This window comes from Paenarthrobacter sp. 10N417, from assembly GCF_056394745.1.
Map to the genome: position 1 here is coordinate 69,162 of NZ_JBFTIL010000024.1, position 20,471 is coordinate 89,632.

A 20,471-nucleotide genomic window follows, 5' to 3' on the forward strand; every position below is an offset into this window, starting at 1 on the left:
AAAGAAATGACAGCGGCGAAATGACGATTCGCCGCTACCTGCGGCTCCTGCCGGTCGTTCCGTCCGTTCTCTTGCTCTTGTTGTTCCTGCTTGCCCCGGTGGCCTGGTCCTTTTATGCGTCGTTTACCAATGCCGCACTTTCAGGCCGGGCTGCCCGGGATCCACAATGGGTGGGGCTGGAGAACTATGTCCGGATGTTCAGCGATGGCTCGTTTCCACTGGCGGCATGGCTGACTGTTGTTTTCGTCGCGGCCTCGGCCGTGTTCGGCCAGAACGTGCTCGGCCTATTGATCGCCCTGCTCATGACGCGCTCACGTAAGGCAGTTTCCTCGTGGGTGGGAACGGCGGTGGTAGCCGCCTGGGTACTTCCGGAGATCGTGGCTGCCTTCGTGGCCTATGCCTACTTCAACCGTGACGGCACTCTGAATCAGATGCTGGCCTTCTTTGGCGGGCAGGGGCCGGACTGGTTGTACACGTTCCCGCTTGTCGCGATTATCCTGGCGAACACGTGGCGGGGAACGGCGTTCTCCATGCTTGTATACAGGGCCGCCCTCGCGGACGTTCCGCAGGATGTCTCGGAGGCTGCCCTGATGGATGGTGCGCAAGGCTGGCAGCGCCTGGCATTCATTACGTTGCCACTGATCAGGAGCAGCATCGCCACCAACCTGATGCTGATTACCCTGCAGACGTTGGCCGTGTTCACGCTTATTTGGGTGATGACGGCCGGAGGCCCAGCCAATGCCAGTACCACCTTGCCGGTGTTGGCGTACCAAGAGGCCTTCAAATTCGGGGATATTGGCTATGGCACGGCCGTTGCTTCGGTATTGATTGTGTTGGGAGTGGTCTTCGGCGCTGTCTATGTCCGCCTGCTCAGGGAGCAGAAGCCGTGATGTCCAAGCCGCGGCTGGCGGCAGATGTTGCCTTGGCCGTGATCGGTTTGTGCTTTGTGGCACCGTTGCTGTGGTTGCTGCTGGCCGCCGTCGATCCTCACGCGGGCTATCAGACGGCGGTGCCGTCGGCGCCTTCGATGGATAATTTTGGCGCGGTGTTCACGCCGGAATTGTTGTTCCAGCCCCTGACCAACAGTTTCCTTCTCTCGGCCGGAACAGCGGCGGTCAACCTGGTGGCAGCAGTCCTTGCTGCGTATCCGCTGTCCCGCTACCAGTCCAGGTTCAACAAGCCGTTCATGTACTCGGTCCTTTTCGGGACGTCGTTGCCCGTGACTGCCATTATGGTGCCCGTCTACGGATTATTCGTCCAGCTCCAGTTGCTCGATTCCATGATGGCCACCGTATTCTTCATGGCTACAACCACGCTGCCCATGGCCATCTGGATGATGAAGAACTTCATGGACTCCGTTCCCTTGGAACTGGAGGAGGCAGCATGGATGGATGGCGCCTCAAGCATGGCGGCCTTACGCACCGTCGTCCTGCCTCTTATGAGGCAGGGACTGGGCGTGGTATTCATCTTTGTTTTCATACAGGCATGGGGAAACTTCTTCGTCCCCTTCATCCTGTTGCTCTCCACAGCCAAGCAACCAGCCGCGGTGTCCATCTTCAGCTTCTTTGGCCAGCATGGCGCCATAGCCTATGGGCAGCTGGCGGCGTTTTCCATCCTGTACTCAGTGCCGGTGTTGTTGCTGTACGTGCTGGTATCCCGGAGCGTGGGCAGCTCCTTCGCGTTGTCCGGCTCGGTGAAGGGCTAGTCGATGTCCTCGACTATTTCGCCGTAGGGTATCGACTCATCCAGATGAGCCTGGTGCCCGGTGGGGCCTGTGTTGTAGATAATCCGGACTCCATGCCTTTGGTCTGCGGCGGACTGCAACAGAACTGGGCGGACGGCGTCGATGACGCGCTGGCTTTGGCCGTTGAGGTACTGCTCATAGCGGACTGGTAGCTGAGGCATGGCAAAAGAATAGACCTCAGAAGCCCGCATGGGGAGGGCTCCCCATTGCGAGCTTGTTCAGGGGAGGCTTGGATAGAGTGATTCACGCCAGCGAGGGGACCACGAGTGCTTCAGAACACAGCCACGGCCGGAATCCATGCACCGGACTTGGCCAGTGCCCAGCAGCTCGTCGGCAGCATTATCCGCAGCTTCGAGACCAAGGTGGTGGGCCAGTCCAGGCTGCAGGAGACGCTGGTGATCGGCTTACTGACCGGCGGACATGTCCTTTTGGAGAGCGTGCCGGGTCTGGCCAAGACCACAGCGGCGCAAGCTCTTGCGGAGTCAGTGAGTGCGGATTTTCGCCGGATCCAATGCACTCCGGACCTGTTGCCCAGCGACATCGCGGGCACCCAGATATTTGATGCGGTCAAAGGCACGTTCGTCACCCAATTGGGACCGGTTCACGCGAACATTGTGCTGCTTGATGAGATCAACCGTTCCAGCGCCAAAACGCAGAGCGCCATGCTGGAGGCGATGCAGGAACGGCAGACGTCCATTGGTGGCGAGTCCTATCCTCTGCCCGAGCCTTTCCTGGTGCTGGCAACGCAAAACCCGATTGAGCAGGAGGGTACCTACCGCCTTCCGGAAGCACAGATGGACCGCTTCATGCTCAAGGACGTCCTGGACTATCCGAGCCCGGCGGAGGAAGCCGAAGTCATCAGGCGCATAGATGCCGGGGTGTTCAGCGCAGCGCAGAAGCCACCAGCGGCTGCTTCCCTTGACGCCATTGTCCAGGTGCAGGAACTCGTCAAGAGGGTTTACGTTGATCCTGCCATCATCAGGTACATCGTTGGCCTGGCGTATGTGACCCGCCATGCTTCCCAATACCTGGAGCCACGTTTGGCCAACCTCATCGAGTACGGTGCAAGTCCCCGGGCGAGCATTGCCTTCAGCCAGGCAGCGAGGGCGTTGGCACTACTGAATGGGCGGGATCATGTCATTCCGGAGGACGTCAAGAAGCTGGCCCACAGGATCCTGCGCCACAGAATAGTGTTGGGGTTCGACGCCGTGGTTGAAGGTGTCCCCGTGGAAACCATCATTGATGCAGTGCTCGCGTCCGTTCAGACGCCGTAGCGGACCCAAAGTGCCCAGCCTGCTCCGACGCGTGAAGTCGAAGATGTTCATCTTCGCCCATCGCAGGACCCTCACCCTGTTGGATGGCGAATACGGTTCGGTCTTCAAGGGCCGCAGCTTGGACTTCGATGAATTACGCTCGTACGTACCCGGCGACGAAGTCAGGGACATCGATTGGAAAGCCACTGCCCGCCACGGATCACCACTGGTCAAGCGCTATGTGGCCGTCCGCCGTCATTCGGTGCTGTTGCTCGTGGACACAGGACGGAACATGGCAGCCCATGCCGCCTCCGGTGAATCCAAGAAGGAGATTGCCGTTGATGCTGCCGGCGTGCTGGGCTATCTCGCCTGCAGGCACGGGGACGATGTCGGACTCCTGCACGGCTCGGCCGTTACCTCGCGCTACCTCCCGCCCCAGGGCGGTGAAGAGCACTTGGAACGGCTGCTGCGGGAAGTGGAGGCGGGGATTTCCCTGGGTGGGCCGGTGAGCGCCATCACCGAGCAACTCGACTATGCGCTCAGGTTCTTGAAGGGCCGGCTGCTTGTTGTCGTTCTCGCCGATGAGTTTAAGCCCGACCACCGCACGGAAACTCTGCTGCGGCGGCTGAGGGCCCGGCATGAAGTCCTTTGGCTTACTATCCTCGACGCTGAGTTGGCCAAGGAGGGCCATCCGGCGCCCATGCACGAGGCCAGCTTCGACGTCGGGAGTGGGCAGCGGATCCCTGCGCCGTTGGCGGGGAACAGTGTTGTTCGTGCCGCATACGCCACCGCCATGCGGAAACGCGCGGAGGAGCGCAGCGCCTTCTTCCGCAGGCTCGGCATTGCTGAGCAGACGGTTAGTGCCACAGGCGACGTCCTCCCGGCGGTGTTCGCGCTCCTGGAGAAGCACCGCTCTGGCTCGAAGTCTGCAAAGAGTGGCAACCGTGCAGGATGACGCGGGCTTCTACGCACCCCTTCAATATCAGCAGCTGTGGCTATGGCTGGGATTGGCGCTACTGCTTCTCGTAGCGTGCTGGTACGGGTGGATCCTGTGGCCCGTCCGCAAAGCATCGCGAAAAACTCCGGCTAGCTTGCATGGGGGGTCACAAGATCTGGAAACGCTGCGGGCCGGGTGCCTGTCAGCAATAGATGCCCTCGAAAGAGAGGTCGACGCCGGCCGCCTCCCCGGGCGCGACGCCCACCAGCGACTCAGCCTCCTCGTGCGGGAATTTGCGGGTGCAGCCACAGGCCTTCCGGCCACTTCCATGACACTGGAGGAATTGCGCGGCAACGGACTGGATCAGTTCGCCGTGGGTATCGCTTTGATTTACCCCAACGAATTCGCGCCCGCAGCCATGCAATCCGTTCGGGACTCCGCAAAGACCGCACGCCAGGTGGTACAGGCATGGAGCTGACGTACTGGTGGATTCTTCCCCTCGCTGCCCTGGCCCTGGTGATAGCCGCCCGACTGGTGATCCGGCGTCGTCCGCAAAGGGGCAGGCCAGTGGCACACGGCGAGCGCCTCACTGACCTTCCCGAATACCAAGATGCTCTGCGGCGCTACAAGGCCACGTTGGTCCTCGCCATGGCCTTGGGTGCGTTGTTCCTGGGGGCCACAGCCACAGCAGCGGCAAGACCCGCCCAGCGCACCACGGAGCAGCCAGAAATCCGGAACCGGGACATCATCCTCTGCCTGGATGTTTCAGGATCCATGACCAGTACGGACGCTGCCATCGCCAAAGTGTTCCAGCGACTCGCCCGGGAATTCGACGGCGAGCGCATAGGCATGGTGATCTTCGATAGCAGCAGCGTCCAATTGTTCCCGCTGACAGACGACTACGACTACGCCGCCGAACAGCTCACGGCAGCTCAGAAGGCCCTGGACAGCGGGGCTGGATCCTTCTTCGACGGGACATGGAACGGGGGAGGATCGTCCCTGATCGGCGATGGGCTGGCATCCTGCGTGCAAAGCTTCCCGGACGTCGAATCGGAGTCCGACAACGCCAAGCGCTCGCGGTCTGTTGTGCTGGCGACCGACAACTTCCTCTCCGGTGACCCCATCTTCACCCTGCAGCAGGCCGGCGGGCTGGCCCGGAGCAAGAACGTCAAGGTGTACGCACTGAACCCCGGCGACTTCGACTACGGAAATCAAGCTGATCAGCCCGGCGGCCAACTCAGGGCGGTTGCCGAAGGAACCGGGGGCAGCTACTTCACCCTGGACAGTCCTGACGCAGTGCCCGGGATCGTCCAGAAAGTGCAGGAGTCCGAAGCCAGCAGCTACCAGGCCGCACCCCAGATTGCGGTGAGCGACAGCCCGGCGCTGCCGCTTGGCGTCGCGCTGCTGGCAGGTGCCGGAATGGTGATCCTGGGATGGAGGCTGAACCCGTGACGCTTCAACCGATTATTCCGTGGGCGCTCCTCGCTGCCATAGGCGTCGCCGTCGTAGCCTTCACCCTGTGGGCCATCGCTCGCGGGCCGGGACCCGGCAGCACTGGACCACGAGGGTCGGTGCGGCCAGCCGCCATCCGGGGCGCCGCCGTCGTGCTTCTGGTCCTTGCCGCACTGCGACCAGGGTGGCCCGGCAGTGAAGCGAGGACCGCGGTCGCGGACGTGGACGTCTTCTTCGTTGTCGATACCAGTACCAGCATGGCTGCAGAGGATTACAACGGCACAGGCACCCGCTTGTCAGGGGCAACACACGACGTGATGGCGATCGCCAAGGAACTAGCGGGAGCCAGGTTTTCCCTCATCACCTTCGACAACAAGGCGACCGTCCGCATGCCGTTGAGCCAGGACGCCACCGCGCTGCAAACCGCCATGACAACACTGCAGCCGCAAAACCCGCGGTACGCCAACGGCAGCAGCATTGCGGGCGCAGGAACGTTGCTCAAGGACAGGCTCGCGGCCGCCAAAGAGCAGCACCCGGGACGTCCAGCACTGGTCTTCTACGCCGGGGACGGCGAGAACACCGCCGCCGAGGCACCAGCGCCGCTGCCGGTGGACGCGAACAGCGTGAGCGGGGGAGCCGTGCTGGGTTACGGCACAGGGCAGGGTGGCCGAATGAAAGACCCGTCAGACACCGAAGCCGGGTACGTACAGGACAAGAGCTCGGGGCAGGACGCGGTGTCCAGGATCGACGAAGGGCAACTGAAAAACATCGCAACTCAGCTCCATGTCCCATATGTCCACCGGACCGGGAACCAACCCACGGCTGACATGCTTGCCAAAGCCCAGCCAGGCACCCTCACGCCTACCAACGACGACGCACCCGGCCGCGTGGAACTTTACTGGCTCCTGGCGCTCGCCGGATTCCTGCTGGCCCTTCACGAACCCCTGCGTCATCTCACCGCGCTACGGGAAGTACGGGGTCAAAGCTTGCGCCCGAAAACCAAGGAACCAAAGGCATGAACAACGCACGACGCCGCAGACGCCGCCTCGCGCTGTGGTCCGCCCCGCCGGCCCTGCTGGCGCTCGCCGTCGCAGCGAAACTCCTGAGCGTGGGTGCCTTGGGCGGGTACGCTGCACAGGCCTTCGAAACGGCCGATCAGGATGCTGCAGCCGGAGCCGCTTCCTGGCTGCATGTTGCCAACCTGTTCGAGCCGCACAAAGCCTACTTTGCATCCGGCGACGTCCATGTTCTGGCCGGCGACTTCACGGCGGCACGGAAGGACTTCGAAGCGGCGTTGGATGCCGGTGCCGGCACTGATGAATGTCAGGTGCGGGTCAATCTGGTGTTGAGTATCGAGAAACTGGGCGATGCTGCTTTGGCTGCAGGAAATAAGCCGATGGCAGCCACGTTGTTTCGTGAAGCGTTGGATGTCCTCGAGTCCTCACCTGCGCAGTGCGCGCAGGAGGGGCCCGGGAATTCGTCAGGGGAGGGGAAAGCCCTGGATTCGGCCATGGATCGGCTCAAAGCCAAGATAGCTGCGGACTCCAAGGGAAGTGGCGAGGCGAAGAAGCAAGCCAAGGATTCGCCGTCCGAGCCACAGCAGGAGCAACTGCAAAAGCTGGGAGAGAGCGCGCAACAGGCCCAACGGGAGCGAACAGAAGGGCAGGAACGCGAGGAGTACCTGCGCGGCCCCGAGAATGACTCGAGCGTAGACAGGCCGTGGTGAAGGTTTCTACGGCGCCTTTTGGCGAACAAAGTTCACAAATCCTTCTTCACGGATCGTAAAACTGCGTCTTAATTCGGTGGCCGAGTTGAACCCCTCCTTGCCCACGACCTAGAGTCATAAACAAGTTACCGCGGTAACGTGTCAGCGATCCTCCGTTGGATCCGCCCCGCAAGGGCGGTGAGGAGGGTGTGGGTGCCCCCATGTGGGCCTGACATTTGCACACGGAAAGCTTCATTCCAGGCGTACCAGTCGCGGCTGCGTCCTGCTGGAGTTCTTTCGTGTATCCCAAACTCAATTCATCGATCATGCAATCAATGGTTCCCTTGGATCCATTGGGTGACGTTCGATGACGAACAGCCAAGGACGCAAATGTCGCCACCAAGCCTTATTGACGTACATCCCAACCTAGCCGGAACGGCACCCGTAGCACTTTCCTACGAGCTGTTTCCCCCTCGCTCCCCGGCGGCCGCAGAAACTCTGTGGACCACTATCCGTGAACTCGAAGCCACCGAGCCGGACTACGTCTCCGTGACGTACGGTGCCAGTGGATCCAACCGGGACACCGCCGTTGACCTGATCAACCGACTCCTGCTCGAAACCACGCTTCGGCCCTTGGCCCACCTGACGTGTGTAGGCAACACACCGGTTGAACTGGCGGAGATCATCGGTGAGCTCCTGGACCACGGCGTCCGCGGCATCCTTGCACTGCGCGGCGATCTTCCCAAAGACGGAAGCCAGCCTGCCAGCGGTTCACTCCGCTACGCCCAGGATCTGATCGAACTGATCCGCCGCGTGGAGCAGCGTCGTTCAGCACTCCTTTGCGCCGGCAAGATCGCTGTCGGAGTGGCCGCGTACCCCACCAGGCATCCTGAATCGCCAAGTGTGGGACACGACGTCGAAGTTCTCCTGGCCAAGCAGCGTTCCGGTGCGGACTTCGCGATCACGCAGGTTTTCTTCCACGCGAACGAATACTCGGACCTTGTGACCCGTGCACGTCGGGCCGGGGTCACTATCCCGATCATCCCCGGTGTCATGCCGCTCACCAGCCTTCGGCGCCTGAAGCGCCTCGGCGAGCTGGCCGGCGTCGACCCTTCCGTGGAACTCATGGAGCGCCTGGCTGCCGTGGACACTGAAGCCGACCGTCGGCGAATCGGCGTCGCAGCCACTGTGGATCTGGCCAATGCGGCACTGGATGCCGGTGCGCCAGGCATTCACTTGTACACCTTCAATGAGCACGCCGACGCCCTGGACGTGCTGGACAAGCTGGCGCTGCCGCGGCCATCCCGCCCTGCTGGCCGCGTAAACACCATGGCCCTGCGCCAGGAATACGCAAGCTAACAGCCTGCCACCAACCCGTCGGCTCTTCCCGACCACCCAAGACACCAACCTTTTCAAACCACTTCATCAAGGAATTCCCATGACTGAACAGAACACGCCCGCCACTCCGTTCCCGGCAGCCTCGCTGCTCGGCTACCCTCGCATCGGCCGTCGCCGCGAGCTCAAGAAGGCTGTCGAAGCTTACTGGGCCGGCAAGATCGACGCCGCAGCACTGGACGCAGCAGCAAAGGACATCCAGCTCACCATCGCCAAGCGCCTGCAGGACCTGGGCCTTACTGAAGCTGCCGCTGTTCCGGGTACCTTCTCCTTCTACGACCAGGTGCTGGACACCACTGCGCACCTGGGCGCAGTTCCGGCACGCTTCGGTAAGCTCCTCAACGCTGAGGGCCAGCTGGACATCGATGGCTACTTCACGCTGGCACGCGGCAACAAGGAACAGCAGCCGCTGGAAATGACCAAGTGGTTCGACACCAACTACCACTACCTGGTACCGGAAATCGGCCCGGAAACCGAGTTCACGCTCGCCTCCACCGCCAAGGTTGACGAGTTCGCCTTCGCACTTGCCAATGGCATTGAGACCCGTCCGTACATTGTTGGCCCGGTCACCTACCTGCTGCTCTCCAAGGCATCCGACGACGCCCCGGCCGGTTTCGCCCCGCTGTCCCGCCTCGAGGACATCCTGCCCGTTTACGTGCAGCTGCTTGAGAAGCTCGCCGAGGCTGGCGCCAGCTGGGTTCAGCTCGATGAGCCGGCCCTGGTTGTTGACCAGGACACGCCGGCCGCCGAGATCGAAGCAGCCGTTGCCCGCGCTTACGAGGTCCTCACGTCTGCCGCGAAGCGTCCGCAGATCCTTGTCTCCACCCCGTACGGTTCGCTTGACGGCCAGCTCGGTACGATTGCTGCCACCAACATCGACGCCCTGCACATCGACGTCTTCAAGGGTGGAGTTCCCTCTGCAGCTGCCCTCGCAGGCCTGGGCAACAAGACCCTGGTTGCCGGTGTGGTTGACGGTCACAACATCTGGCGCAACGACCTCGCCGCTTCAGCCGCGAAGCTGGATGAGCTGAAGGCTGCAGCCGGCAAGCTGGCCGTCAGCACGTCCACGTCCACCCAGCACGTCCCGCACGACGTCGCAGAGGAAACCGCGTTGCCTGAGCAGCTGCGCAGCTGGCTCGCCTTCTCCGACCAGAAGGCAGTGGAGGTCAAGACCCTCGCTTCCTACCTGGCGGACCCCGCGTCGGCCAAGGCTGCCATCGACGAAGCATCCGCCGTGATCGCTTCCCGCGCAACCGCCGAAGGCGTTCGCCGCGACGACGTCCGCGCCCGCACCCAGGCACTGACCGCTGCGGACTTCAACCGCTCCGAGTACGCGGTTCGTGAAGCTGCCCAGGAAGAGGCACTGCACCTTCCGCCGCTGCCCACCACCACCATCGGTTCGTTCCCCCAGACGTCCGAGATCCGCTCCGCACGTGCCCGCAACAACAAGGGCGATCTCACCAACGAGCAGTACGAGAAGCTCATGAAGGACGAGATCAAGCGCGTTGTGGACCTGCAGGAAGAACTGGGCTACGACGTCCTGGTTCACGGCGAGCCCGAGCGCAACGACATGGTCCAGTACTTCGCGGAGAACCTCGAAGGTTTTGACGTGACGGTCCACGGCTGGGTCCAGTCCTACGGATCCCGCTGCACCCGTCCGTCCATCCTCTGGGGCGACGTCACCCGCAGCGCCCCGATCACGGTCGCCTGGGCTGAGTACGCACAGTCGCTGACCAGCAAGCCGATGAAGGGCATGTTGACCGGTCCTGTCACCATCCTGGCCTGGTCCTTCGTTCGCGATGACCAGCCGCTGGGCGAGACCGCCAACCAGGTTGGCCTGGCACTCCGCGACGAAATCGCTGACCTCGAGGCGGCCGGCATCAAGGTCATCCAGGTGGACGAGCCCGCCCTCCGTGAGCTCCTCCCGCTGCGCAAGGCAGACCACGCCGACTACCTGAAGTGGTCCGTTGACTCCTTCCGCCTCGCCACGGCCGGTGCTGCCGACTCCACTCAGATCCACACCCACCTGTGCTACTCCGAGTTCGGTGTGATCATCGATGCAATCGACGGCCTCGACGCAGACGTGACCTCCATCGAAGCTGCACGCTCCCGCATGGAGGTCGTCCACGACCTCGAGTCACACGGCTTCGGCCGCGGCGTTGGTCCGGGCGTTTACGACATCCACTCGCCGCGTGTTCCGGGTGAAGCAGAAGTCACCGAACTCCTGGCCACCGCCGTCAAGCACGTTCCCTCGCGCCAGCTCTGGGTCAACCCGGACTGCGGCCTGAAGACCCGTGGCTACGCCGAGACCGAAGAGTCCCTGCGCAACCTGGTCAAGGCAACCCAGACGGTTCGCGCCACGCTGCTCGAAACCGCTAAGTAAGCCAGCCACAACGACGGCGGCCGGCGGCCACTACCAGCAGCTCATCCGTGAAGTGCGAGCCGAGGGTGAAGTCCAGGACGAAATAGCGCTCGGGCTGGCCAGGGTAGATGGCCACATGACCCAGTTTGAGGGCTTTCAGGAAGACGTCGTTGGTGAGCTGGGACTTGTCCCTGACCCCGAAAACGGATTCGAGCTGCTCTTCCTTGAGCTGGGAACTATGGAAATGCAGGAACTGCTGCGGATTGGTGCCGTCCTGGTCCAGCTCATCGGCGATCATCTCCCGGACCTGGTCAACCAGCTCCGGCAGGAAGCGCAAGCGGTAGTCCACCTTGTGCATGGCAGCCTCGTCGAAATGGTCATGCGCCGTGACGTTGAGGTCCAGCTCAAGCTGATTGCCGCCGAGTTCGTGTTTGGTCACGAAGCAATGTTCACGCCCGTGATTGAGCTCGATCTCCCCAAAATGTGTGCTTGCTACCTTGCCCATGTGATCAATCTAACCCCAACATCGGGCCGGTTCCAGCAATTGGGAAGAATTCACCTCCGACGCTGCGGACCCTTGACAGGCGCTGATTTCAGGGGATGCAAACCGCTCTTTTCGGAGGTGCCGCGGAGGGTGTCGGCAAGGAGCTGCGTAAACAGTTGGACTTGCGCTGTGCGCTTTTCATTGATGAGCAGCGCAAACACGTTACGCGCCAGCCGGATGTCCGGGACGTCAAGGACCACGACACCGGGTGGCCTGTTGCGCAGCGCCAGTTCCGGTACCAGCGAGGCACCCAAGCCAGCCGCGGTCATCTCCAGGCTGGCGTGGAAATCGTCACTGTAAGCCACGACGCGGGGGTGCAGGTTGCAGCTGGCGAACAAGCGTTCGATCACCAAGGCGTCGCTGGTGCCCGGATGGTGGACGATCCACGGCATGTCCGAGAGGTGCGCGGCTTCAATCTCGGCATCCTCACGGATTTTCCATGAAGCGGGCAGCACCACGCGGAAGTCGTCGTCGCCGATCCATTGCCGCTCCAGGGAATGTGGCCAGGCCAATCCGGACTGGCCCACCTGGTACACGAGGGCGACGTCCAATTCTCCGCCACTGCGCAGTCCCTGGATGGTCTGTGCCGGTTCAGCGACTGATACCCGCAGCTCGATTCCGAGTCCGTTCCACCGCTCATTCTTCAGGATGTCCGGGAGCACGTAAGTGGCAAGGCTTGGGAAGATGCCCAGCCGCAATTCCTGGGCTGGCGCATCGTTGGTCCTTGATGCTGCCGCCATCAGTGCTTCGACGTCGGTCAGCACCTTTGAGGCGTGCCGCGTCATGGTGATGGCCGCCTCGGTGGGAATGACGCTCCTCGCCGAACGCTGGAACAGTTCCACGCCCGTATCGCGTTCCAGTGCTGCCATCTGCTGGGAAACGGCGGAGGCTGTATAGCCAAGCTGCGCGGCAGCCGCAGCGAAAGAACCCAGCCGGGTTACTTCCATCAGCGTCCGGAGGTGGAGGAGATTGACCATCAGGAGAGTTTAGCTGTTCGCCACGCCACATTTTCAAAGTGTCACGACACGCCGGAACCCGGCGACACGCTGGAGATTAAATGTGGCTAAGTAGTCCACAGGGTGTGGATTTCATCTCCCACTTTGGCGGAATCACGGACATTTTGAGGCACCTGCCCTGTGGACGAGCGGTGGATTGAATGACATACTTGTAATACATCATCTTGGGGTCCCGGCGAGGCGCTTGCACTACATGTAGTATCGGTTTACGGATTGAGCGGGAAACCAGCACAAGACTAAATAAGCGTGTTGGCTGCCACAGCAGCCTGCGGGCCGGTATCGGATTCAGTATTCAGTTCCGGTTGAGCCCGCCAGATACGAAGAGCGACAGACTTCAACTAAGGGGACAGGGATCATGACCGTTACGGTTTACACGAAGCCGGCCTGTGTTCAGTGCAACGCAACCTACCGGGCACTCGACAAGAAGGGCATTGCCTACCAGAGTGTCGACATCTCCCAGGATGCCGAGGCGCTCGAACGCCTCAAGGCGCTGGGTTACATGCAGGCTCCCGTCGTCGTGACCGAGCAGGACCATTGGTCTGGATTCCGCCCGGACAAGATCGAGGAACTGGCCCAGGCCGTTTCCTCCGTGGCCTAAGTTTCCTTTCGGACTTCGCCACCACAGCAAGCAAGAATTCCTATGTAGTCGAGGTGACTTCCATGGCACCGCTGGCAACGGCATCCGTGCGCAGTGACACGGACACTGTGACCACGAGGAGTCACCTCATCTACTTTTCCTCGACATCTGAGAACACCAAGCGCTTTGTCCAGAAATTGGGCAGGGATGCAGCGCGCATCCCGCTTTATGCGCACGATGCCCCGCTTCAAGCACTTGAACCCTTTGTCCTCGTCCTGCCGACTTACGGCGGGACGAACGGCGAAGGTTCAGTGCCAAAGCAGGTCATCAGGTTTCTCAACAACCCACGGAACAGGGAACTGATCCGTGGTGTTATCGGTGCAGGAAACACCAACTTCGCGGACAACTATTGCGCAGCGGGGGACATCATCGCCGCCAAGTGCAACGTGCCGCATCTCTACAGGTTTGAACTCATGGGGACGCCGGAAGACGTCGATCGGGTCAATCAAGGATTGGAAAAGTTTTGGACACTACTGTCGCAGAAACAGAAGTAACCGGGGGCGCTGTGGAAACGGCCAAGAAGCCACTGCCGGAGGCCTACAAGGGCCTGGGCTATCACGAGCTCAACGCCATGCTGAACCTATATGGCCCCAACGGCGAGATCCAGTTTGAAGCCGACCGTGAAGCCGCGCACCAGTACTTCCTGCAGCACGTGAACAACAACACCGTGTTCTTCCACGACCTGGAAGAGAAGCTCGACTACCTGGTGAAGAACCAGTACTACGAGCGCGAAACCCTCGACCAGTACACGATGAACTTCATCCGTGAGCTCTTCAACCGTGCATACAAGAAGAAGTTCCGCTTCGAGACTTTCCTTGGCGCCTTCAAGTTCTACACGTCCTACACACTGAAGACGTTTGACGGCAAGCGTTTCCTTGAGCGCTACGAAGACCGCGTCTGCATGGTTGCCCTGCACCTTGCCCGCGGTAACGAAGAACTTGCCAGCCGCCTTGTTGACGAAATCATCGACGGCCGTTTCCAGCCCGCGACCCCCACCTTCCTGAACGCCGGCAAGGCCCAGCGCGGTGAGCTGGTCTCCTGCTTCCTGCTCCGCATCGAAGACAACATGGAGTCGATTGCCCGCGCCATCAACTCCGCACTGCAGCTCTCCAAGCGTGGTGGCGGTGTAGCCCTTTCGCTCACCAACATCCGTGAGCACGGCGCCCCGATCAAGCAGATCGAAAACCAGTCCTCCGGTGTCATCCCCGTGATGAAGCTCCTCGAAGACAGCTTCTCCTACGCCAACCAGCTTGGTGCCCGCCAGGGTGCAGGTGCCGTCTACCTGCACGCCCACCACCCGGACATTCACCGCTTCCTGGACACCAAGCGTGAGAACGCCGACGAGAAGATCCGCATCAAGACGCTCTCCTTGGGCGTTGTGGTTCCGGACATCACGTTCGAGCTCGCCAAGAAGAACGAGGACATGTACCTCTTCTCCCCGTATGACGTGGAGCGCGTCTACGGTGTCCCCTTCTCCGACATTTCCGTCACGGAGAAGTACTACGAGATGGTTGACGATTCGCGGATCAAGAAGACCAAGATCAGCGCCCGTGAGTTCTTCCAGACTCTCGCCGAAATCCAGTTCGAGTCCGGCTACCCGTACATCATGTTCGAGGACACCGTGAACCGGGCCAACCCGATCGACGGCAAGATCACCATGAGCAACCTGTGCTCGGAGATCCTGCAGGTTTCCTCGCCGTCCATCTACGCGGAAGACCTCAGCTACGAGACCGTGGGTAAGGACATTTCCTGCAACCTTGGTTCCATGAACATCGCCAAGACCATGGACTCGCCGGACTTCGGTCTCTCCATTGAGACGTCCATCCGCGCCCTCAGCGCCGTTTCGGACATGTCCTACATCAACTCGGTGCCGTCCATCGCCCAGGGCAACGCCCAGAGCCACGCGATTGGCCTTGGCCAGATGAACCTCCACGGCTACCTTGCCCGCGAGCACGTCCACTACGGTTCCGAAGAGGGCCTGGACTTCACCAACATCTACTTCTACACGGTGCTGTTCCACGCTCTGCGGGCCTCCAACCGTCTGGCCATCGAGACCGGCCAGAAGTTCGGCGGCTTCGAAAAGTCCACCTACGCCTCCGGCGAGTTCTTCGAGAAGTACACGGAGCAGGAATGGGTTCCGGCAACGGAGCGCGTCCGCGAGCTCTTCGCCGGCCACCACATTCCTACTCAGGATGACTGGCGTGAGCTCAAGGCTTCCGTCATGGAGCATGGTATCTACAACCAGAACCTGCAGGCCGTTCCGCCCACCGGTTCCATCAGCTACATCAACAACTCCACGTCGTCGATCCACCCGGTGGCCGCCAAGATTGAAATCCGCAAGGAAGGCAAGATTGGCCGCGTCTACTACCCGGCTCCGTACCTGACCAACGACAACCTGGAGTACTACCAGGATGCGTACGAAATCGGCTACGAGAAGATCATCGACACCTACGCAGCTGCAACGCAGCACGTGGACCAGGGCCTGTCCCTGACGCTGTTCTTCAAGGACACCGCGACCACGCGCGACATCAACAAGGCGCAGATCTACGCATGGCGCAAGGGCATCAAGACCCTTTACTACATCCGTCTCCGCCAGATGGCCCTCGAAGGGACCGAGGTGGAGGGCTGCGTAAGCTGCGCGCTCTAATCAACTTGGATTGGTTGATTTCCTGCGGCAGTTGCCGCACTCAAAACTAAAGATTACGACGGCGGGTTTCCACCCGCCGTCGTAGGCTTACCTTAAAGAACCCAACGCTAAAGGGGATGAAATGACCGAAAAGGTCAAGCTGCTTAGCCACGTCGAAGCAATCAACTGGAACAAGATCCAGGACGACAAGGACGTGGAAGTCTGGAACCGACTGGTCAACAACTTCTGGCTGCCGGAGAAAGTGCCGCTGTCCAACGACGTCCAGTCGTGGCACACGCTGACGCCGGATGAGCAGCAGCTCACCATGCGTGTTTTCACTGGCCTCACCCTGCTGGACACCATCCAGGGCACAGTCGGGGCTGTTTCGCTGATCCCGGATGCACTGACTCCGCACGAAGAGGCCGTGTATACCAACATCGCCTTCATGGAGTCGGTGCACGCGAAGTCCTACTCGTCCATCTTCTCCACGCTGTGCTCCACCAAGGAGATTGACGACGCTTTCCGCTGGTCGCTCGAGAACGAGAACCTGCAGAAGAAGGCTCAGATCGTCATGGACTACTACCGGGGCGACGATCCCCTGAAGCGCAAAGTGGCTTCGACGCTGCTGGAGAGCTTCCTGTTCTACTCAGGCTTCTACCTGCCCATGTACTGGTCTTCGCGAGCCAAGCTCACGAACACGGCCGACCTCATCCGCCTCATCATTCGCGACGAAGCCGTGCACGGTTACTACATCGGCTACAAGTTCCAGAAGGGCCTGGAGAAGGTTTCCGAGGCCCGCAAGCAGGAAATCAAGGACTACACGTTCGAGTTGCTCTTTGAGCTGTACGAAAACGAAGTCCAGTACACGCACGACCTTTACGACGGCGTCGGCCTGGCCGAGGACGTCAAGAAGTTCCTGCACTACAACGCCAACAAGGCCCTCATGAACTTGGGCTACGAGGCCATGTTCCCGGCTTCCGTCACTGACGTGAACCCGGCCATCCTGTCGGCACTCTCCCCGAACGCTGACGAGAACCACGACTTCTTCTCCGGCTCGGGTTCCTCCTACGTGATTGGCAAAGCTGTCAACACGGAAGATGAGGACTGGGAGTTCTAAACGGATTTAGTTCTTGGTATCTTCAAAGCCCCTTACGCTGTGCTGGCGTGTGGGGTTTTGTTGTTAAGAGCGCAGTTGTGGAAGGCACGTATCCGGGGCACGACGTATGCGCGCTAGAGCTCAGGCAGCTCCAGTAGGACCATGCCAATTGACTCGAAACTTCCTTAATGAACCCGGGTTCGTTCATAGCCTGGCAGTGGCGGAACCGTTGAGTGGTAGTTGTGCCCGGTGGGCGTGGTGACCTTCAGCGTGTGTCTCTCTGCGGGTTCTGGTCTGACGCTCCATCCGGGGTTTTCCTTGGTGTGGTTGCATCGTTCGCAAAGCCCGGCAGCGTTATTCAGTGTGGTTTTACCGCCTTTGGCCCACGGCAGGATGTGGTCGTAATGGCGGATGGGGGCGTCGCAGTATGGCGTGCGGCAGGTGTGGTCGCGGGTTTCGATGAACCGTCTCATGCCCGTGGGGAAGAAACGTGCCCTGGAGTCGGTGGCAAGGAGCTCGCCCGTGCTTGGTGCCGTGAAGAGTCGTCGCAGCCAAATGCTGACGTCTTGATCTGTCCTGCTCTCACCGCTGGTTAGGAGCTCTCTGGCCCATTCTGCGGGCACGACGCCGTAGCCAGTACGTCTTGCGGGTTCGCTGTCGCCTTGTAGCAAGGTGCGGTCGGTCATAACGAGTTGAAGGTCGATCCCAGCGAACCCTGCGGGCGAACCGGTGATGCGTTCGACGAGCGTGTCCGCCATGACCTGTCCCCGGGGCCGGCTGTCCCCGTCGGAGCGTGCTGAGTCTGCATGGCGGGTGAGCGCGGCGTATGCAGCAACGCCTTGGGCGACCGGGAGTAGCGCTGTGAGGATCGTCATTGTGTCCGGTGCCGGGCGGAGGCTGACATGCCGTTCCGATGCCGCATGGGCAGCCCGTTGCGTCACGGAACGAGGATCAAGACGGTAGGCCGCGGCTTTTGCGGCGGCGATGATGGTCTTGTCGCCGGCACCATCGAACGTGCCCGCATCCGGGGCGAGTTCCTCGTCCACTGCGCAGCGATCTTCAGCACTGAGGCACGCTGTTTCCTTCACGAGGAGTGTGGCGCGCCATTCGTTGAGCTTTCCCGACTCCAGGGCGGCCATAGTGCGCGGCATCTCCGACACCAGCGCCTTGGCCAGTCCCAGAAGCCGGGAACCCTTGTTTGGTGATTCACGCCGGGCGAGCGCGATCTGCGCCGCCACACCTTGGCTTCGTTCAGCCCCTGGAACTCCGGACTCTGCGCGCTCCTGGCGCTGGGCAAGGTCAAAGGCCACGGCTATTTTCGCTTGCAAACTTGAGATCGCAGACTTCATGTCCTCAAGAACACGCAGCTGATCTATCAGGTCACCGCTGACGTTGCCTGCATGAGCACGTGCAGGCAGCGAAGCGACCGCTTGGGTGGCTTGTATCTGCTGACTCCGGCTCATGTTTTTACTATGTCAGTAGCCACCGACCGTTTTTACCGCCCGGAACTTTGGCAGCAGATCGAATCTGTAGGTGAACCCTCCTGCCCTTGCCCGCGTCCTTCCAGCAGAGGAAGATACTGCCCAACTTCGGGAGGACGTCATGGTTCAGCTTGAGAAGTTTGAAAAGTACTTGATCGAAGAGTTCTACGACGATTACCGCTCGGGCGAAATGTCCCACGGGACTTTCACCAGGCGCGTGGCGTTCATGATGGGAAGCATGACCGCGGCCGCGGCGGCTATGACCCTGGTGGGGTGTACGCCGGACGAGGTGCCAAAGACCGGGGACCCCATGCCAACGTCCACGGCATCAGCAAGTTCAGGAAACACGACAGCCGTCCCAAATGCCAAGAGTCCGCTGACAGTGCCGGAAGGGACAGCGGGCCTGGCGACAGCCACGGTGAAGTTCGATTCCGGAGGGACTGAAATCGGTGCGTACCTGGCCCGGCCCGAGGGAAGCCAAAAGGGTCCGGCCGTCCTGATCTGTCATGAAAACCGCGGCCTCACGCCACACATCCAGGACGTCGCCCGGCGCTTTGCCAAGGAAGGCTACGCGGCTCTGGCGCTGGACCTCCTGAGTAGGGAGGGTGGCACCGCATCCATGGATCCGGACGCCGTCCCGGGTGCACTTACCAAGGCCGGCGCCCAGCGCCACGTTGGCGACTTCCAGGCAGCATTCGAGTATCTGAACGGCCAGGAGTTCGTGGACAAGGGCCGCATTGCCATGGTCGGCTACTGTTTTGGTGGAGGCATCACCTGGCAGGCAGCGACTGAGATCCCGGGGTTGAAGGCAACGTCTGCGTTCTACGGTCCCGCCCCGGACCTTGCGAAGGTCCCCACCATCAAGCCCGCTGTTTTCGGTGTCTACGCTGAAAAAGACGCGCGGATCACCGGCTCCATGCCGCAGTTGAAGGACGCATTGGATGCGACGCAGGTCAAGCACCAGCTCAAGGTGTACCCGGGCGTGGACCATGCATTCCATAACGACACAAGCGATCGCTACAACGAGGCCCAGGCCACGGAGGCCTGGAACGACACCTTGGCCTGGTTCAAGGACAACGTCTGAGGTCAGTCCGGCAGACTGGGGGCTTGGCTGGCGAGCTCAGCTTCCAACGTTTCGATACTGGGCAGGCTGGTAACAAATTCGTCGGGCAAGGACTCGGCAATGGAGGTTCGCCACTCCGCGATCCCCACTGGAGCGTTGAAGCCACGCAGGGCGTACTCGGCAACCACGCTGTTCTTTTCCTTACATAGCAGCAGGCCGATAGTCGGTTTGTCATCGGGATGGGCCATGAGGTCGTCGACGGCGGCCATGTACATGCCCAACTGGCCCAGGAACCCGGGTTCGAACTTCACGGCCTTCAGCTCAATGACCATGTAGCAGCGCAATTTCAAATGGTAGAAGAGTAAGTCTGCGAAGAATTCGTCGCCGGCGATCTCCAATCGCACCTGTTCACCAACGAACGCGAAGCCTTGACCCAACTCCAACAAGAATTTCTCCACGTGCTGCACCAGTTGAAGCTCCAGTTCCCGTTCGCTCCGACGGTCGGTCATGGCCAGGAAGTCAAAGACGTAGGGATCCTTGGTTGCCTGCTGGGCGAGGTCTGAATCGGCAGGAACCATAGTGGTTTTGAAATTGGTGATGGCCTGCCCGGAACGCTCGTGCAGGCGGGTCTCGATCTGGTGCGTCAGCACGTTGCGCGACCATCCATGTTGTGCAGCTGCCGCTGCGTACCAGAGGCGCGTGGCGGCGTCGTCGAGCTTTTCCAAGAGTGCGATCTGGTGGTACCAGGGCAATGTTGCAAGCGGCGCTTGCAACATTGGAAACTCGGGCCATGCCTGGGCAAAGCTCTTCATGTACCGCAGGTTCCTGGGGGAGAAACCCTTTGCGTAGGGGAAACGGGTTCGGATGTCGGCGGACAATCGGGTGACCACTTTGGCGCCCCAGCCCTCCTGCGATTCGCGCTCGGCAAGTTGCCGGCCGATGCTCCAGTAGGAATTCAGGAGCTCGCTGTTCGCTGCCGCCAGAGCGCGCGTGCGGCCTGTCCGGACCTCTTGAGCCACAGTGTTGAGCAGGGCGGGATACCAGTCGGGCATCGATGCCGCGGCCGGGACGCCCGGGAACGACGCTGTGGTTTCCGCGGTTCCGCTGACGAGCTCTTGCGAAGGCATATTTTCTCCTGTCGATTGCTATTGCCCTCACGC

Annotated in this window: 20 protein-coding genes; 15 read left to right on the forward strand and 5 right to left on the reverse strand. The window is 61.0% G+C overall.

Annotated features, from left to right (window positions below):
* The first annotated feature begins 20 nt into the window (after positions 1-20).
* On the forward strand, positions 21-890 hold the full coding sequence (locus tag AC1DCM_RS22730; protein ID WP_477519803.1) for a carbohydrate ABC transporter permease: 870 nt from the start codon (positions 21-23) through the stop codon (positions 888-890).
* Complete coding sequence (locus tag AC1DCM_RS22735; protein WP_442018420.1) at positions 890-1,705, forward strand: carbohydrate ABC transporter permease; 816 nt, start codon at positions 890-892, stop codon at positions 1,703-1,705. Before AC1DCM_RS22730 ends, AC1DCM_RS22735 begins: the two co-directional genes overlap by 1 nt.
* On the opposite strand, the gene AC1DCM_RS22740 is transcribed toward AC1DCM_RS22735, so the two are convergent.
* Positions 1,702-1,905, reverse strand: a complete 204-nt coding sequence (locus AC1DCM_RS22740; RefSeq protein ID WP_442006678.1) for a hypothetical protein — start codon at positions 1,903-1,905, stop codon at positions 1,702-1,704. The two genes, AC1DCM_RS22735 and AC1DCM_RS22740, sit on opposite strands and share 4 nt — an antisense overlap.
* A 105-nt stretch (positions 1,906-2,010) precedes the next feature.
* On the opposite strand from AC1DCM_RS22740, the gene AC1DCM_RS22745 reads away from it, so the two are divergent.
* From AC1DCM_RS22745 to metE, 8 genes are all read left to right on the forward strand, one after another.
* Positions 2,011-3,018 (forward strand): AAA family ATPase, encoded by a 1,008-nt coding sequence (locus tag AC1DCM_RS22745; protein WP_442018421.1) that lies wholly within the window; start codon positions 2,011-2,013, stop codon positions 3,016-3,018.
* A 10-nt stretch (positions 3,019-3,028) separates the two neighbouring features.
* A complete protein-coding gene (locus tag AC1DCM_RS22750) occupies positions 3,029-3,952 on the forward strand; it encodes a DUF58 domain-containing protein (protein ID WP_477519804.1) in 924 nt (307 codons plus the stop codon).
* Positions 3,942-4,412 (forward strand): hypothetical protein, encoded by a 471-nt coding sequence (locus tag AC1DCM_RS22755; RefSeq protein ID WP_477519805.1) that lies wholly within the window; start codon positions 3,942-3,944, stop codon positions 4,410-4,412. Before AC1DCM_RS22750 ends, AC1DCM_RS22755 begins: the two co-directional genes overlap by 11 nt.
* The gene (locus tag AC1DCM_RS22760) at positions 4,403-5,386 is read left to right on the forward strand and encodes a vWA domain-containing protein (RefSeq protein ID WP_477519806.1); all 984 of its coding nucleotides are present in this window, start codon (positions 4,403-4,405) and stop codon (positions 5,384-5,386) included. Before AC1DCM_RS22755 ends, AC1DCM_RS22760 begins: the two co-directional genes overlap by 10 nt.
* On the forward strand, positions 5,383-6,405 hold the full coding sequence (locus tag AC1DCM_RS22765) for a vWA domain-containing protein (protein WP_477519807.1): 1,023 nt from the start codon (positions 5,383-5,385) through the stop codon (positions 6,403-6,405). The genes AC1DCM_RS22760 and AC1DCM_RS22765 overlap by 4 nt, the downstream gene beginning before the upstream one ends.
* On the forward strand, positions 6,402-7,112 hold the full coding sequence (locus AC1DCM_RS22770; RefSeq protein ID WP_477519808.1) for a tetratricopeptide repeat protein: 711 nt from the start codon (positions 6,402-6,404) through the stop codon (positions 7,110-7,112). The genes AC1DCM_RS22765 and AC1DCM_RS22770 overlap by 4 nt, the downstream gene beginning before the upstream one ends.
* Before the next feature lie 369 nt (positions 7,113-7,481).
* A complete protein-coding gene (locus AC1DCM_RS22775; RefSeq protein WP_477516351.1) occupies positions 7,482-8,450 on the forward strand; it encodes a methylenetetrahydrofolate reductase in 969 nt (322 codons plus the stop codon).
* A gap of 79 nt (positions 8,451-8,529) precedes the next feature.
* Positions 8,530-10,869 (forward strand): 5-methyltetrahydropteroyltriglutamate--homocysteine S-methyltransferase, encoded by a 2,340-nt coding sequence (metE, locus tag AC1DCM_RS22780; protein WP_477519809.1) that lies wholly within the window; start codon positions 8,530-8,532, stop codon positions 10,867-10,869.
* Here the strand turns inward: metE and AC1DCM_RS22785 are convergent.
* On the reverse strand, positions 10,862-11,353 hold the full coding sequence (locus AC1DCM_RS22785) for a DUF2004 domain-containing protein (RefSeq protein ID WP_477519810.1): 492 nt from the start codon (positions 11,351-11,353) through the stop codon (positions 10,862-10,864). The genes metE and AC1DCM_RS22785 overlap by 8 nt on opposite strands.
* A 50-nt stretch (positions 11,354-11,403) precedes the next feature.
* Positions 11,404-12,369, reverse strand: coding sequence for a LysR family transcriptional regulator (locus AC1DCM_RS22790; RefSeq protein WP_431115432.1), 966 nt, complete (start codon positions 12,367-12,369; stop codon positions 11,404-11,406).
* A 394-nt stretch (positions 12,370-12,763) separates the two neighbouring features.
* Between AC1DCM_RS22790 and nrdH the strand changes: the two genes are divergently transcribed.
* The 4 genes from nrdH to nrdF all read left to right on the forward strand — a co-directional run bounded on the left by nrdH (position 12,764) and on the right by nrdF (position 16,788).
* Entirely contained in the window at positions 12,764-13,006 is a 243-nt protein-coding gene (gene nrdH, locus AC1DCM_RS22795) for a glutaredoxin-like protein NrdH (RefSeq protein WP_011775022.1), read from the forward strand.
* A 62-nt stretch (positions 13,007-13,068) separates the two neighbouring features.
* On the forward strand, positions 13,069-13,539 hold the full coding sequence (nrdI, locus tag AC1DCM_RS22800) for a class Ib ribonucleoside-diphosphate reductase assembly flavoprotein NrdI (protein WP_216925512.1): 471 nt from the start codon (positions 13,069-13,071) through the stop codon (positions 13,537-13,539).
* A gap of 11 nt (positions 13,540-13,550) precedes the next feature.
* Positions 13,551-15,692, forward strand: a complete 2,142-nt coding sequence (nrdE, locus tag AC1DCM_RS22805) for a class 1b ribonucleoside-diphosphate reductase subunit alpha (RefSeq protein ID WP_477519825.1) — start codon at positions 13,551-13,553, stop codon at positions 15,690-15,692.
* Between the two features lie 121 nt (positions 15,693-15,813).
* Positions 15,814-16,788, forward strand: a complete 975-nt coding sequence (gene nrdF / locus AC1DCM_RS22810) for a class 1b ribonucleoside-diphosphate reductase subunit beta (RefSeq protein ID WP_477519811.1) — start codon at positions 15,814-15,816, stop codon at positions 16,786-16,788.
* 164 nt (positions 16,789-16,952) lie between these two features.
* Here the strand turns inward: nrdF and AC1DCM_RS22815 are convergent, their stop codons facing one another.
* Positions 16,953-18,230: an HNH endonuclease gene (locus tag AC1DCM_RS22815; protein WP_477519812.1), complete on the reverse strand. Its 1,278-nt coding sequence runs from the start codon at positions 18,228-18,230 to the stop codon at positions 16,953-16,955.
* Positions 18,231-18,300: 70 nt separating this feature from the next.
* Between AC1DCM_RS22815 and AC1DCM_RS22820 the strand changes: the two genes are divergently transcribed.
* Positions 18,301-19,332: a dienelactone hydrolase family protein gene (locus AC1DCM_RS22820; RefSeq protein ID WP_477519813.1), complete on the forward strand. Its 1,032-nt coding sequence runs from the start codon at positions 18,301-18,303 to the stop codon at positions 19,330-19,332.
* A 2-nt stretch (positions 19,333-19,334) separates the two neighbouring features.
* Here the strand turns inward: AC1DCM_RS22820 and AC1DCM_RS22825 are convergent, their stop codons facing one another.
* Entirely contained in the window at positions 19,335-20,438 is a 1,104-nt protein-coding gene (locus AC1DCM_RS22825) for a PDDEXK nuclease domain-containing protein (RefSeq protein ID WP_477519814.1), read from the reverse strand.
* Positions 20,439-20,471: the final 33 nt, after the last annotated feature.